The sequence below is a fragment of the Sorangium sp. So ce295 genome, from assembly GCF_051527405.1.
Lineage (GTDB): Bacteria > Myxococcota_A > Polyangia > Polyangiales > Polyangiaceae > Sorangium > Sorangium cellulosum_B.
In genome coordinates this window covers 5,292,649-5,305,894 of record NZ_CP150324.1, presented here as the reverse complement: position 1 = coordinate 5,305,894, position 13,246 = coordinate 5,292,649, and the positions used below count along the sequence as shown (strand labels likewise).

The 13,246-nt window shown below is 71.9% G+C and carries 8 protein-coding genes and 1 pseudogene; 4 read left to right on the top strand and 5 right to left on the bottom strand.

Features of this window, described 5'->3' with window-relative positions; translation table 11 throughout:
- Positions 1 to 3: 3 nt before the first annotated feature.
- The 3 genes from WMF11_RS19995 to WMF11_RS19985 form a co-directional block, all read right to left on the bottom strand.
- Complete coding sequence (locus tag WMF11_RS19995) at positions 4 to 1,806, bottom strand: serine/threonine protein kinase (RefSeq protein WP_437978600.1); 1,803 nt, start codon at positions 1,804 to 1,806, stop codon at positions 4 to 6.
- A gap of 571 nt (positions 1,807 to 2,377) precedes the next feature.
- Complete coding sequence (locus WMF11_RS19990; protein WP_437978599.1) at positions 2,378 to 3,193, bottom strand: hypothetical protein; 816 nt, start codon at positions 3,191 to 3,193, stop codon at positions 2,378 to 2,380.
- Between the two features lie 676 nt (positions 3,194 to 3,869).
- Positions 3,870 to 5,150: an SUMF1/EgtB/PvdO family nonheme iron enzyme gene (locus WMF11_RS19985; RefSeq protein ID WP_437978598.1), complete on the bottom strand. Its 1,281-nt coding sequence runs from the start codon at positions 5,148 to 5,150 to the stop codon at positions 3,870 to 3,872.
- A gap of 115 nt (positions 5,151 to 5,265) precedes the next feature.
- Between WMF11_RS19985 and WMF11_RS19980 the strand changes: the two genes are divergently transcribed.
- Positions 5,266 to 6,855, top strand: coding sequence for a metallophosphoesterase family protein (locus WMF11_RS19980; protein ID WP_437978597.1), 1,590 nt, complete (start codon positions 5,266 to 5,268; stop codon positions 6,853 to 6,855).
- A 15-nt stretch (positions 6,856 to 6,870) separates the two neighbouring features.
- On the opposite strand, the gene WMF11_RS19975 is transcribed toward WMF11_RS19980, so the two are convergent.
- A complete protein-coding gene (locus tag WMF11_RS19975) occupies positions 6,871 to 8,079 on the bottom strand; it encodes a glycerate kinase family protein (protein WP_437978596.1) in 1,209 nt (402 codons plus the stop codon).
- Positions 8,076 to 9,584, bottom strand: coding sequence for an SLC13 family permease (locus WMF11_RS19970; protein WP_437978595.1), 1,509 nt, complete (start codon positions 9,582 to 9,584; stop codon positions 8,076 to 8,078). The genes WMF11_RS19975 and WMF11_RS19970 overlap by 4 nt, the downstream gene beginning before the upstream one ends.
- A gap of 727 nt (positions 9,585 to 10,311) precedes the next feature.
- Between WMF11_RS19970 and WMF11_RS19965 the strand changes: the two genes are divergently transcribed.
- The 3 genes and pseudogenes from WMF11_RS19965 to WMF11_RS19955 form a co-directional block, all read left to right on the top strand.
- Positions 10,312 to 11,250 (top strand): vWA domain-containing protein, encoded by a 939-nt coding sequence (locus WMF11_RS19965; protein WP_437978594.1) that lies wholly within the window; start codon positions 10,312 to 10,314, stop codon positions 11,248 to 11,250.
- Between the two features lie 88 nt (positions 11,251 to 11,338).
- On the top strand, positions 11,339 to 12,625 hold the full coding sequence (locus WMF11_RS19960; RefSeq protein ID WP_437909981.1) for a BMP family lipoprotein: 1,287 nt from the start codon (positions 11,339 to 11,341) through the stop codon (positions 12,623 to 12,625).
- 83 nt (positions 12,626 to 12,708) lie between these two features.
- Positions 12,709 to 13,176, top strand: a pseudogene (locus tag WMF11_RS19955) (ATP-binding cassette domain-containing protein); the annotation flags it as partial.
- Positions 13,177 to 13,246 lie beyond the last annotated feature (70 nt).

The following is a 13,246-nucleotide window of genomic DNA, read 5'->3' as shown; positions in this document are numbered from 1 at the left end:
CTGCTACTTTCCGAACTCGTCGGTGTTGTCGATGATCCCCTTGGGGGTCGTGGGCGCGGGCGGCGCCGTCGCCGGCGCGGCCGAGGTGCTCTTCGCCGACGTCGCAGGACCGCCCTTCCCCGACGTCGGCGTGAGCTCGACCTTCGGCGGCAACGCGCCGGTGTCGGTCACCACGACGTCGGCCATCGCCTCGCCGCCCCCCTTCTTGAAGACGCGCACCCTGTGCACGCTCCCGGGCGGCCCGGTGATATCGAGGATCCCGTTGCGCGTCGTCACGCGCTTGCCTTCGACCTCGACCGAGGCGTCGGCGGGCAGGATGACGACCTGAACGCGCTTCGGCTGCGGCTCGACCGCCGCGACCACCTCCGGCGTCGTCGGCGTCGCGGCCGGCGACGGCGTCGGGGCGGTCGACGTCAGCGTGGCCGCCGCAGGCGGGAGCGTCTCGACGGTCGCCTTCGCCTCCGGCTGGGCGACCGGCTCCGGCGGCGGCCGGCTGATGAAGTACACGCCGGCCGCGATGACCGCGGCGGCAAGCGCGGCGCCGGCCACCACCGGCACCCGCGGCACGCCGGGCTGCGTGCCGCGGTGCGACTGCGTGAGCGCCCCCGTCGTCGCAGCGCCAGCGTGGTTGGTGGCCGGAATGATCGCCGCCGGTGGCCCGCTCTGGAGCGGGGGAGGCGCGAACGACGAGTAGCCTCCGCGGTGCTCCTGCGGGACCGCGGGATACCCGCCGCTCTGGTTCGCCGGCGCGGTCGCGGCGTACACGCCGCCCTGATTCGCCGGCGAGATCGCGGGGTACCCGCCGCTCTGGTTCGCCGGCGAGGCCGCTGCGTACGCGCCGCCCTGGTTCGCGGGCGGCGCGTTCATCGCGAGCCGCGGCGCGGACTGGCGGTGCACGGCCTCCGGCAGCGGCACGAGCATGCTCTCGTGGATGCCCCAGCCGTACGGAAGGAGCGGCCGGATGGCGCCGAACATCTCCTGCGCGCTCTGGTAGCGCTGCCCGGGGGCCTGCAGGAGGCATCGGTGCACGATCGCCGCGATCTCGGGCGCCACCCACGGGGCGAAATCCTGCACCTGCGGCGGAGGATCCGAGCAGATCGCGATGATCAGCTCACCGAGCGCGGTGATGTGATGGTACGGCGTCCGCCCGGTCAGCAGCTGGTAGAGCACGGCGCCGAGCGACCAGATGTCGGTGCGGTGGTCGATCTCCTTCTGGCCGCGCGCCTGCTCGGGCGACATGTAGAGCGGCGAGCCGATCAGGTTCCCGGTGCGCGTCAGATCGGCGCTCTCGGTCTCGTTCGCCCGGTCCATCTTCACCTTGGCGATCCCGAAATCGAGCAGCTTGACGAGGATCTCGCCGGCGTCGCGGCGCGCGAGGAACAGGTTGTGCGGCTTGATGTCGCGGTGGACGACGCTCGCCTCGTGCGCCTTCTGGAGCCCGATGCACGACTGCGCGACGATGCGCAGCGCGAGGTCGGGCGCGAGCGGGCCGACGCGCTTGATGAGCTCGTGGACGTCCTCGCCCGCGAGGAACTCCATCGCGAGGAACGGCAGGTTCGAGCCGCGATCGACGCCGGCGTCGAGCACCTGCGTGATGTGCTGTGTGTCGATCGCGCCTGCCGCGCGCGCCTCGCGCTGGAAGCGGCTCACGACCTTCGGGTCGCGGGTGAGATCCGCCGAGCTGATCACCTTCACGGCGCAGCGTCGGCCGGTCCCCGTGTGCTCGGCCTCGTAGACCGAGCCCATGGCGCCCTCGCCGAGGAGCTTGCGAATCTGATATTTGCCGTCGATGATCGTGCCGATCACAGCGTTAGCGCCACTCTAAGGGATCGCTCGCGGCGTAGCAACGCCCGTGAAGGCGGCACATGCCGCCGGCGCGGACTCGCTGGACTCAGGTGTAATTCCGCGCGATTCGCGGGATTCGCGCAATTTCGCCGGCCGCGCCGCGCTCCCGCGGCGCAGCGCGTCTCACCTCCCCATCATCGCCGGCCCGGCCACCATCCCGCCATCCCGCGCGAGCCGCGGGGGCACGGCCCTGTGGCGCCGTCCCCCTGCGTCCGCGACCCGCGCTGGCGGCGACGACCTCACCTCACATGGGTCGCCCCCGCCGGCGCGGGCCCAGCCTCTGCCGTTGCGGCCGTTCGAGCGCTGCCGTCACGTCCCCGCCGTCCGCTGGCCGCCGAGGTGGTCAGCATGAGGCGGCGCTGGTGAAGCCCGCGCGGGAGAGCGGCGACGATGGGCCGACCCGAGATCGGCCATCGAACGCGATCGACTCACGCGCTCCCGTGGCGGCCGGCGCGCGGCGCCGGGCGTTTCGCCTCCGAGCCCCGCGCCCTCTCCGCGGCCGGCGCGACCGGCCGAGGTCCGAGGCCCGTGGTTACCAGATGCCGCAGCCCGGCCTGAACCCGGCGTTGCCGCCGCAGCCTCCGGCGAACCCGGCGTTGCCGCCGCAGCCTCCGGCGAACCCGGCGTTGCCGCCGCAGCCTCCGGCGAACCCGGCGTTGCCGCCGCAGCCTCCGGCGAACCCGGCGTTGCCACCGCAGCCTCCCGTGAACCCGCCATTGCAGGGGCCCTGGAACCCGCCACCGCAGGGGCCGGCCGAGAACCCGCCGTTGAGCGGGCCGCCGATGCCCGCGGGATTGCAAGGGTTGCAGGGCCGGGGGCAGCAGGGGCTGCACGGAAAGCAGTCGGGAGCGAACACGGTGTTGAAGGTGGTGCAATTCGAGATGAACGCGGCAGGCACGCCGAAGCCGCCGAAACCACCGATGCCACCGAACGGCATCCCGCCGAACGGCACACCACCGACGCCCGGCACGCCACCCGGCACGCCCACGGGCCCCTGCCCGACCGGCCCCTGCCCGACCGGCCCCTGGCCGACAGGCCCCTGCCCCATCTGGCCGATCGGCGCCTGCAGGCCGGGGCCCGCCGGTCCCTGCACGCCGACCGGCCCCTGGCCGAGGTCCATGGGGCCCTGCGCGCCGATCGGCCCGCCCTTGCCGCCGTACGGCCCCTGATACCCGCCCCTCGCCGACGCGCCGGCCTCGAGCGCCTCGGTGGTCGAATCGACCTGCTCGACCTCGTCGATGCTGGCCTCGTCGAGATCCGCGTCGTTCACCGCGTCAACGGCGCACCCCGTGCCCAGCGCCGCCATCACCACCGCGAGCCCCAGCACCTTGCCATGAATCGAGAGCATGTGTTGTCCTCCTCAATATCCCGTGATGGCCGGAAGGTCCGAGCCACCGTGGGCTCATCGAAGAGCAGGCTGTGTGCCTCAGCCCTCGTGTGCAGACACTGCCGCTGCGAGCTCGTGTCACCAGCCCTGACGCGTCCGCAAAAAGGCATTCTCTGGATCGACGCCGGCCTTGGTTTTCCGGGTTCTCAACGCGGAGACCGGCGGGACGGCCCCCGATCGGAGGGCCTATCGCCCGCGGGCCGCGCGCCCCATGCTGGAGATGACGAACTCAACGCCTCGGCGGCAGGCGCCGCGCGCCGCGCGCAACGCCTCTCTCGCGGGCTTTCGAGCAGAGCCCCTGCGCTCCCGCCCGCACCGCGGCCGTCGTGAACGAGAGCCGTCGAGGCCCGATCGAGGCCCGCTGGCGACGGCGCGCGGCGCCTCCCCGCCGCTCGTTTGACCGGGCCGCAACCCGCGCGCGACGTCGGACCCTCTGCGCCTGACGTGCTCAGGCTGCGCCGTTTGTGCCCCAACGGAGGCACGACACGAATCGATCGCCTCGGGCCGTAATCGTCTGCCTCCGCCACCGCAACTTCGCGGCGGGCGCTCGAAACGAGCCGCGTCAGCGAGATCCTGCGCCCATGGACCACCCAATGCGCACACGTGGGCTCATGTGGTCAAATCTATGTGGATGGATTCATCTGGCGCCCTGGGGGTCGACGCCCCCGTCTCGCTCGGCGCCGTCCGCCGGCGTGATGTCCTTGCAGCAGCGGAATCCAAGGTGGTAGTTCGCGTGGCTGCCCCTGCTCATGAGGCGCGTCGCGTGCCAGTCGGGGGCGCGAAAGCGGCAGTCGTCGGCGTGGACCTCCATCGACGAGAACGCGAACCAGCTGCCCTTCATCTCGGTGAAGCCCCGATCGCCGTGCCGCGCGAGCTCCTCGGGCAGGATGGGCAGGCTCATGTGCTCGGCCACGTTGCCGTGCAGATCGAAGACACCGAGGCTGCTCCGGCAGGCGGGGAACGCGCCGGCCGGATACGTGTTGGAGCCGCAGCGGTCCCACCCGCCGCCTGGACAGCCCGGCGTGCGGGAGCTCCCCGTCCCGCAGAGCGCGTGGTTCTTCGCGGGGCCGTAGCTCCACACCTTCTCGCGCAGGAGGTTGTGGTGCCAGCTCGCCTCGTTCCGGGGGCGCGCCCACTCGTACTCGACGTCCGGATCGCGGAGGGCGCCGGCGCACGCCCCTTCCCACTCGTGCGCGTCGCAGATCCGTTTCCCTACCGCCCTGCACAGGAGCGCCGCCTCGCGGGCCCGGACGTGCACGACGGGGTACTCGCAGGGCACGTTCGGGAACTCGAGCTGATCGATGCACGCGGGGGCGTCCGCCGCGGTCTGACCGCGCGTGGGATCGAAGAGCGGCACCATCCCCGGCGCGCCGCAGGCCGGCTCGCGCGCCGGCTCGACGCCCGAGAGCGCTCGAATGCGACGGCACTCGGATCGTGACATCGGGTGCCGCGTCAGCGCGGGGTTGCCCTGGCCGAGCACCGTCGACGCCGCGAAGATCGCCTCGACCTGCCGCATCGCCTCGTCGGGGAGCGCGAGCTCGCGCCGCATCCGCGTGAACAGCCGGAGGCGCTGCTCTTCCAGCGTGCCGGGCTCGGCGTCCTCGTCATCCGCCGTGAGCGTCACGCGCTCTGGTGGCGCCGTCGGCGCGCGCTCCGTCAGCGTGCTCGCCGCGCTCGCCACGAGCGGCGCCGCGCTGCGCGCCGCCGTCGCGGGCGCTCCGGTCCACACGGCCACGGCCGCGCTTGTCCACACGGCCGCTCCCGCGCCGGCGGCGCCCGCGGCGACGAGGGCCGCGGCCCTGCCACGCCGGCGCGCAGGCGCCGCGCGCGCGCCGGTCGAGAGCGCCGGCGGCGGATCGCTCGGCGCGGGTGATCGCAGGGCGCAGGCCGGCTCTATCGGCGTCTCGGTGCAGGACATCAGCGCGCGAGCTCGCGCTTACTGCTACGAGCATCCATCGATTCCGGCAACTTTCGGGGCGCTCGCGGCCCGAGCGGCTCCTTGACGGTCCTGCCCGGGGCACGTCAAATGAGGCATGGCGCGAAGGGCGGCCCTCCGAGTCCTCTACTTGGCGCTCCTGCCGGTCCTCGTCCTGTTCGCGCTGGTCATCACCCCGGCCCTCGTCGTCTCCAGCGTCGCGAGCCAAGGCCGGGTGTGGCGGCCGGAGACATGGAAGAAGATCTCCTACGGGAGCCGCTACTTCCGCTCGTCGTTCCGGGGGAGGCTCGGCGAGGTCGTCGACGTCATCGACGTCGTCCGCGATCGCCTGATCCTGCTGTTCGTCCTCCTCGCCGCGGCCTGCGGCGCCGGCGGGCTCGCCGTGTACGCCCTCGAGGTCGGCGTCCCCGCCTGGCTCTCCTCGTGGCTGGACGGGTCGTTCCTCTCCTTCCTCGCGACCTGGTTCCCCGCGGGCGGCAGGCTCTCCTTCGGCGGCGGGGCCGCGCTCGTCCTGGCCGTGTGCACGGCGCTCGCCGCGCTCGCGCTCGGGCTCTCGCTCTATGCCTGGCTCGCGTCCGCCCTGGGCGAGGCGACCCGCGTGATCCTGCGGTATGGCGGCGCGGCGACGCTCTTCCCCGATCCTGGCGACGCGATCCCCGGCGGGCGGCTCGTCCTCTGCCAGATCTCCGATCTCCACATCACGGCGGGCGGCAGCGAGCCGTACGAGATCGAGGAGGGCTCCGCCGCGTGGCCGGAAGGGGCCCCTCGCCCCGACACCGCCGAGCTGACAGGCCGCCTCCGGCGGCTCGTGGCGGAGATCGCCGCCATGAAGCCGCCGCTCGTCGCGCTGACGGGCGACATGACCGATCTCGGGGAAGAGGCGCAGTGGGACGAGCTCGAGGCGGCGCTCTCCGGTATCCCGGCCTCCTCGCAGGTGCTCATGGTGCCCGGCAACCACGATGTCGCCATCAACCTCGGCACGTCGCCGGACCCCTACCTCACGAAGCGGGCGGAGCGCGAGCAGCGCTTCATCGAGGTGCTCACCCGCGTGGAGCGCGGCCCCTTCCAGCCTCCCTTGCACGTCCCGGCCCGCAAGCGCGCGCGGCGGCGGCTGCGCGCGATCGCCGGCCTGTATCCGAGGCGGCTCGATCTCGGGGGCGGTATCCGGATCTTCGGCCTCAACTCCAACCGTTACAGGTCGCGGTTCGTGGGGTCGAACGCGATCGGGCAGATCGGCGGCGCTCAGCTGCGTCGCCTCGCCCGCGCGCTCCGGCGGGGGTCCGGCCCGGTCATCGTGCTGCTCCACCACCACGTGGCGCGCCTCGCGGGGCCGATCTCGCTCAACGACACGTTCATGATCGCCATGGATGGCCCGCGCCTCCTCGAGATGCTCGCGGCGTATCAGCAGAAGAACCCGAAGAAGAACAGCGCGCTCGTGCTCCACGGGCACAAGCACCTCGCGTTCTTCGGCCATTACCGCTCGAAGAGCGGCGGCCGCGTCAGCGTGTACGCGCACCCCTCGTCGACGCTCGGCCACGAGACCGACGGCCACCTCGACGGCGTCGCCAGGTTCGCGGCGATCCGCCTGACGGACGACGGTATCTGGCGCGTCGAGACGCACCCGCTCCGCCCCGCGCGCTCCGCCGCGCCGGCGCCGCCGGCCCCAGCCGAGGCCGAGGTGTCTTGACCGGCCCAGGTCGGGTCAGCCCGCCCGCGCGCGTGGACGCGGATGCCCGCGCGCCTTGCGGAGCCCGGGGAGACCTCGGCCGATGAGGATGTAGCGCAGCGCGTTCTCGGCCGCGTTCGCGATCAGGAAGGGTGCACGATCCATGGCCTCGGACAGCGTGCATGGAGCCTCGAGGATCGACGAGAACGAGTCGATGCCGCACGCGTAGTTCACGCGCGCATCCTCGTCGATGGTCCCTGCCAGAGCGATGACCGGCAGCCTGAAGTGCTTTGCGCGTCTGGCCAGCTCCGCCGGCATCTTGCCGCGCGAGGTCCGGGCGTCGAGCCCCCCCTCGGCGGTGACGACGAGATCCGCGTCGCGCAGGAGGCCGTCCAGGTCCAGGTAGCGGACGAGGACATCGTAGCGAGGCAGGAGCGTCGCCTTCAGCAGGGCATGGAGCCCCGCGCCGAGGCCTCCGGAGGCGCCTCCTCCCGGCATGGTTCTCACGTCCACGCCCACGTCGCGCGCGATGAGGGCGGCATAGCGCTCCAGGGCCGCCTCCAGCCGCGCGACCATCTCCGGCGAGGCGCCCTTCTGCGGGCCGAACACGCGCGCCACGCCGCCAGGACCGCAGAGGACGTTGCGCCAGTTGCACGCCACCTCGATCTGCACGCGGGGAATGCGGGAGTCCCTGCCTGAAGGGTCGATGCGGTCGAGCTCCAGCAGCGCTCCTCCTCCCGCTCCGATCTCGATCCCCGCCGCGTTCAGCAGGCGGATGCCCAGCGCCTGGGCCATGCCCGCCCCGCCGTCGTTGGTGCCGGAGTCGCCGCAGCCGAGGAGCAGCCGCTCCGCGCCCGCGTCGAGCGCGGCGCGGATCAGCTCGCCGACGCCGCGCGTCGTTGTGGCCATCGGGTTGCGCGCGTGACGCGGGACGAGGCGAAGCCCGGCGGCAGCGGCCATCTCGATCACCGCCGTCCGTGGTCCGGCGCCGCCGAGGAAGCCGAAATGGGACGCGACAGGCTGGCCCAGCGGGCCTGTCACGATGGCGGGGTGCAAGGAGCCGCCCGTCGCCTTGACCAGCGCCCGGGTGAAGCCCTCGCCGCCGTCCGTGAGCGGCGCCTTCAGGAGGCGCGCTTCCGGCAGCGCGCGCCGGATGCCCGTCGCGATGGCCTCGGCGACCTGCTCCGCATCCAGGCATTCCTTGAAGCCCGACGGAGCGATCAGGATGCGCAGGGGGCTCGTCATGGCGCGAGCCCCATCCAGCGCCAGTAGGTGAAGTAAAAGACGGCGATCGACGCCAGGTGGATCGGGAGCATGACGGCGCTGAGGAGCAGGAGATCCGCCGGGCGGAACGTGTCTCCTTCGAGCCCCTGGAACATGAGGAGCGCCTTGGAGCTCACCGGGAACGTCAGGCAGTAATCGATGCCGACCGTGCCGATGAAGATGACCGCCGCGGGGTCGAGATCGCGATCGGCGGCGAGCTGCAGCAAGACGGGGCCGAGCGCGACGGTGCGAGCGACATGGGAGGTGAGGTAGAGGTGGGACGTCAGCGACATCACGCCGACCGCCATCACGAAGAACAGGTGCCCTCCGGCGCTCTCGATACCGCTGTTGCGGAGCAGCGCCTGAAAGAGCCAGCCGGATGCGCCCGTGTCGATCAGCGCTCCTCCCAGGACGAGGGCTGCTGCGACGAAGAGGAGGAGGTTCCAGTCGACCGCCTTCACGCCTTCCTTCCAGCGGAGCGCGCTGCCAGGCGCCGTGAGCACGAGCGCGCCGGCCAGCGTGACCGTGGCGCTCTCGTAGCCGTGCCACCGCTCCGAGAGCCAGAGCACGACCATCGTCGCGCCGACGGCCAGGGTGATCCGCTCCGATCGCGACAAGGAGCCTCGCGGGCGCCGGGGAACCCGGATGCATCGCCCGCGGCGCTCGCCGTCGAGGAAGAGCGCCAGGATGACCGCGCAGGCGGCGCCGCTGGCCACCACGCCGAACGGCATCCCGTAGAGGACCCACTCGCCGAAGGACAGCCGACGGCCGGTGACCTGGCTCAGCAGCTGGTTCGCCACGAGGTGAGACCCCGCGCCGACCAGCGAGCCGATGGTGCTGACCAGGATCACCGCGGGGAACAGCAGCGCGAGGGCACGGGTGATGCGCGGATCCGCCGTGATGGAAGAGATGCTGCGGAAGATGGGAATGGCGATCACGGCGCGGCCGGAGACCGACGGGACGAAGAGGGACGACGGGATGAGCACGGCCGTCAAGCACCAGAACAGGCCGCGCACGGTGCGAGCGCGCTCGACCACGCGCTGCGCCAGCCTCATCGCCAGGCCGGACTGCTCGACCGCGCCGCCCAGGATGAACGCGCCGATCATCAACCAGATGACGTCGGACGCGAGGGAGTCGAAGAGCCGTTCCTGGGGGCTGACGCCGGTCAGGAGGAGGAGCAGCGCCGCGCCGAGCCCGACGTACGCCACGTCGAGCGACGTGGTCGACCAGAGGATGATCGCCAGCAGCACGGCGAAGAGCGCGATCCGGGCGGGCGCCGGCAACGTCGCCGGCAGGACGACGGCGAGCCCCGCAGCGATCGTCAGCGAGAGGGGCAGGAGGACGCGAACCCGAGCGGCAGGGCGCGGCGAGGGCGGCGGGCGGGCGGCCACCGCATTGCCGCCGTCCGCGGCGCTTTCGAGGTCGGGCGCATCCTCATGATTTGCGTCGCTCGATGACATGAAGATCGCCCGCCTGGAGGAAGGCATGGTCCGTGCCCCATCCTGCAACCGTGCTGACGAGACAGGCTGCTTGCGCGCCGCGATCACGGCCGCGGATGCGCCCGACCCAAGCCCGGCGCGGCGCCGTTCTCGTTCGGCGCCAAGGTCCGCCTGGTCGACAACGTTGCCCACCAGAGCCGGCGCTCTCAGCCCCTTCCATACACCGGGCGTCGCGCACCGAGCTGTGGTGAGAGAGGAGACCACACTTCGAGGAATGCTGGGCCGCGGCAACCCATTGCCGGACCGCGTTGGCGGAAAGCAGCATTTCTGATCCGTGCGTCGTCCGGCTGCCATGTTGGTCAGCTATGCTTCCCGGATGGCGAGCACCGGGAGCGAGCTTCAAGGCCGTGTCTGCTCCGGGTGTCTCACGCAGAATCGACGGCTTTGGCGCCGGCGACCCGCGCCCGGCCGCGCTTCATGGAGGGTTCGACTTATGAGATTGCCCACGATGGCCATTGCGTTGCTGACAGTGGGTGCGATTGGCGTTGGATGTGGGGGCAATGGTGCCAGCGACGGCGACGGGAGCTCGCAGAGCGGCGGCCCGGGGAGCGGGGGCTCTGGCCAGGGGAGCTCCCAGAGCACGAGCGGCGATTTCGGATCGGGTGGTCCGGGCGCAAGCGGCTCCTCGGGGCAAGGCGGCTCCTCGAGCAACGGCAGTTCCTCGGGCCAAGGCGGGGCGTGCGCCACCCAGTCGGCCAGCGCCGACCTCCAGCCCGTGTACCTCGCCTTCGCGTTCGACGTGTCCGGCAGCATGGGCATGGGCGACGAGCCCTGGTATGACAGGGAGCTCAAGTGGGAGCCGGTCGTTGCGGCGACGAAACAGTTCTTCGGTGATCCCCTCTCCGAGGGCATCAACGCGTCGCTCAGGTTCTTTCCGAGCGAGGACGAGGACCGCGACGAGAAGTGCGCCGCCGACACCTACGAGACACCGGAGGTCCCGATGACGGCGCTGCCCTCTGCGCGCTTCGCCGAGGCGATCGACGCCGTCACGCCGGCGCCCGGCGCCGACTGGCGCGGCGGCACGCCGACGCTGTTCGTCATGCAGGGGACGATCTCGTTCGTCGAGGCACAGCGGCGGGCCACGCCTGGCAGGTACGCCATCGTCCTCGTCACGGACGGTTATCCTGCGGGCTGCGGCACGGAGGCCAACAGGATCCAGGGCGTGTCAGACGCCGCGGCCGGCGCGCTCGCGGACGGCGTCCCGACGTACGTCATCGGCGTCGACAATCCCCCGATCGAGGACGCGCCGCACGACCTCGACAACCTGCACGACATCGCCGACGCGGGCGGGACGGAGCAAGCCTACCTGATCGACACGGGCAATCCCGGGGCGACCTCGGCCGCCTTCAAGGCGGCGATCGACGCGATCCGCGGCGCCGCGGTCTCCTGCACCGTCGAGATCCCGCCCGCTCCCGACGGGCGGAGCTTCGACGCGCAGCGGGTCCGCGTGACGTACCAGAGCGGCGGAGGTAACCCGACGGCGCTCTCCTACGACCAGGAGTGCGCGAGCGAGAACGCCTGGCGTTACGACAGCGCCGCGAACCCGACCCAGATCGTGCTCTGCGACAGCACGTGCGCCACGATCCAGTCGGACCCCGAAGCGGCCCTGGGGGTCGACTTCACCTGCGAAGACGTGATCGTGATACCGCAGTGAAACGCGGGCGACGCCCGGCACCTGCGCTCGGCGTCGTCCGTCTCGGCGGTTCTTGACACCCTCCGACATTCCCGCCCACGATGCCTCGGTGACACCTCGCTCGCCGAAGTCGCCCGCGTCCCTCGCTGTCCGCTCGCCCGCCGTCCTCACCATCGCGCTGTCGCTGCTGGCCGGCGCGTGCCAGGGCTCCTCGACGAGCACGAGCCCGCCGTCGGAGAAGACCTCCGGCCCCAGCGCCGCGGCGCCGGCGAGCGCTGCGCCCGCGGCGCCGGCCGCCGCATACAAGGTCGGCATGGTGCTGGTCGGCCCCTACAACGACAAAGGGTGGAACCAGGCCCATCACGACGGCATCCGGTCGGTGCTCGCCAAGATGCCGGACGTCGGCTTCGAGTATGTCGACAAGGTGAACCCGGCCGACCGTCCGAACGTGAAAGGTTCCCAGGTCGCGGACGATCTCATCTCCCGGGGCGCGCGGTTCGTCGTCTACAACTCCGACGATTACAAGGACGACGCCCTCGAGACCGCGCGCAAGCACCCGGAGGTCACGGTCATCCATATCTCCGGCGATTACGCCTGGAAGGAGGGCAAGAACCACAAGCCCCAGCCCAACCTGGGCAACCTCATGGGGCGTATCGAGACGGCCCAGCACGTCGCCGGGTGCGCCGCGGCGCTCGGCACCGAGACGGGGAAGATCGGGTATGTCGGCCCGCTCGTGAACGACGAGACCCGCCGGCTGGTCACCGCGGCGTACCTCGGCGCGCGGTACTGCTGGGAGAAGTACCAGAAGAAGAAGCCCGAGGACCTCACGTTCAAGGTCACGTGGATCGGCTTCTGGTTCAACATCCCGGGCGTCACCCTCGACCCCACCAAGGTGTCGGACGACTTCATCGGCGGCGGCTTCGACGTGCTGATGACCGGGCTCGACACGCCCGAGGCCGCGCTGCAGGCCAAGAAGGCGAGCGGCGCGGGCAAGAAGGTCAAGTACGTCCATTACGACCACAGGGCCGGCTGCGACCTGGCGCCGGAGAGCTGCCTCGGCGTGGCGTACTACAACTGGGCGCCGCTCTACCGCGACGCGATCGAGAAGGCGCGCGCGGGCAAGTACGCGAGCGAGTTCGTCTGGCAAGGGCCGGACTTCCGCGACCTGAACGGCGAGTCGTCGGTCGTCGGCTTCGGGCCCGGCGCCGCGCTGGGAGAGGCGCAGGCGCCGCTCGGCGCGTTCGTCATCGAGCTCGCCAACGGGCTCGACCTCTTCAAGGGGCCGCTCAAGTTCCAGGACGGCACCGAGTTCCTGAAGGACGGCGAGGCCGCGACGCCCCAGCAGATCTGGTATCTGCCGCAGCTGGTCCGGGGGATCACCGGGCCGAGCAAGTAGCCGTCTCCGGGCGGTGATCCATGCGGATCGAGATCGAGCGCGTCGCGAAGCGGTTCGGCCCGGTCAAGGCCAACGACGGCGTGTCGCTGACGATCCAGGCGGGCGCCGTCCACGGGCTGCTCGGCGAGAACGGCGCCGGCAAGAGCACGCTCCTCCGCATCCTGGGCGGGCTCCTCCGCCCGGACGCGGGCCGATTGCTCTTCGACGGCCGCCCGGTGGCGCTCGCGAGCCCGGCGGACGCGCTCGCCGCCGGCGTCGGCGTGCTCCACCAGGAGCCGCTCGATTTCCCGCCGCTCACCGTCCTGGAGAGCTACCTGGTCGCCCGGCCCGGCGCGGGCGGCGGCACGCGGTCGCTGCTCTCCAGCCGCGGCCGCGCCGCGGGCGTCTTCCTTCCCCGGCGCGCGGCGCGCGAGGAGCTGCTCGCGCTCGCGGCGCGCTTCGGCTTCTCCGTCGACCCGGACGAGCACGTCGCCCGGCTCACCCTCGGGGAGCGCCAGCAGATCGAGCTCTTGCGGCTCCTCTCGCTGGGCGTCCGCGCGCTGCTCCTGGACGAGCCCACGACGGGGATCTCCGGGGCGCAGCAGGAGGCCCTGTTCGCCGCGCTGCGGCGGCTCAAGGCGG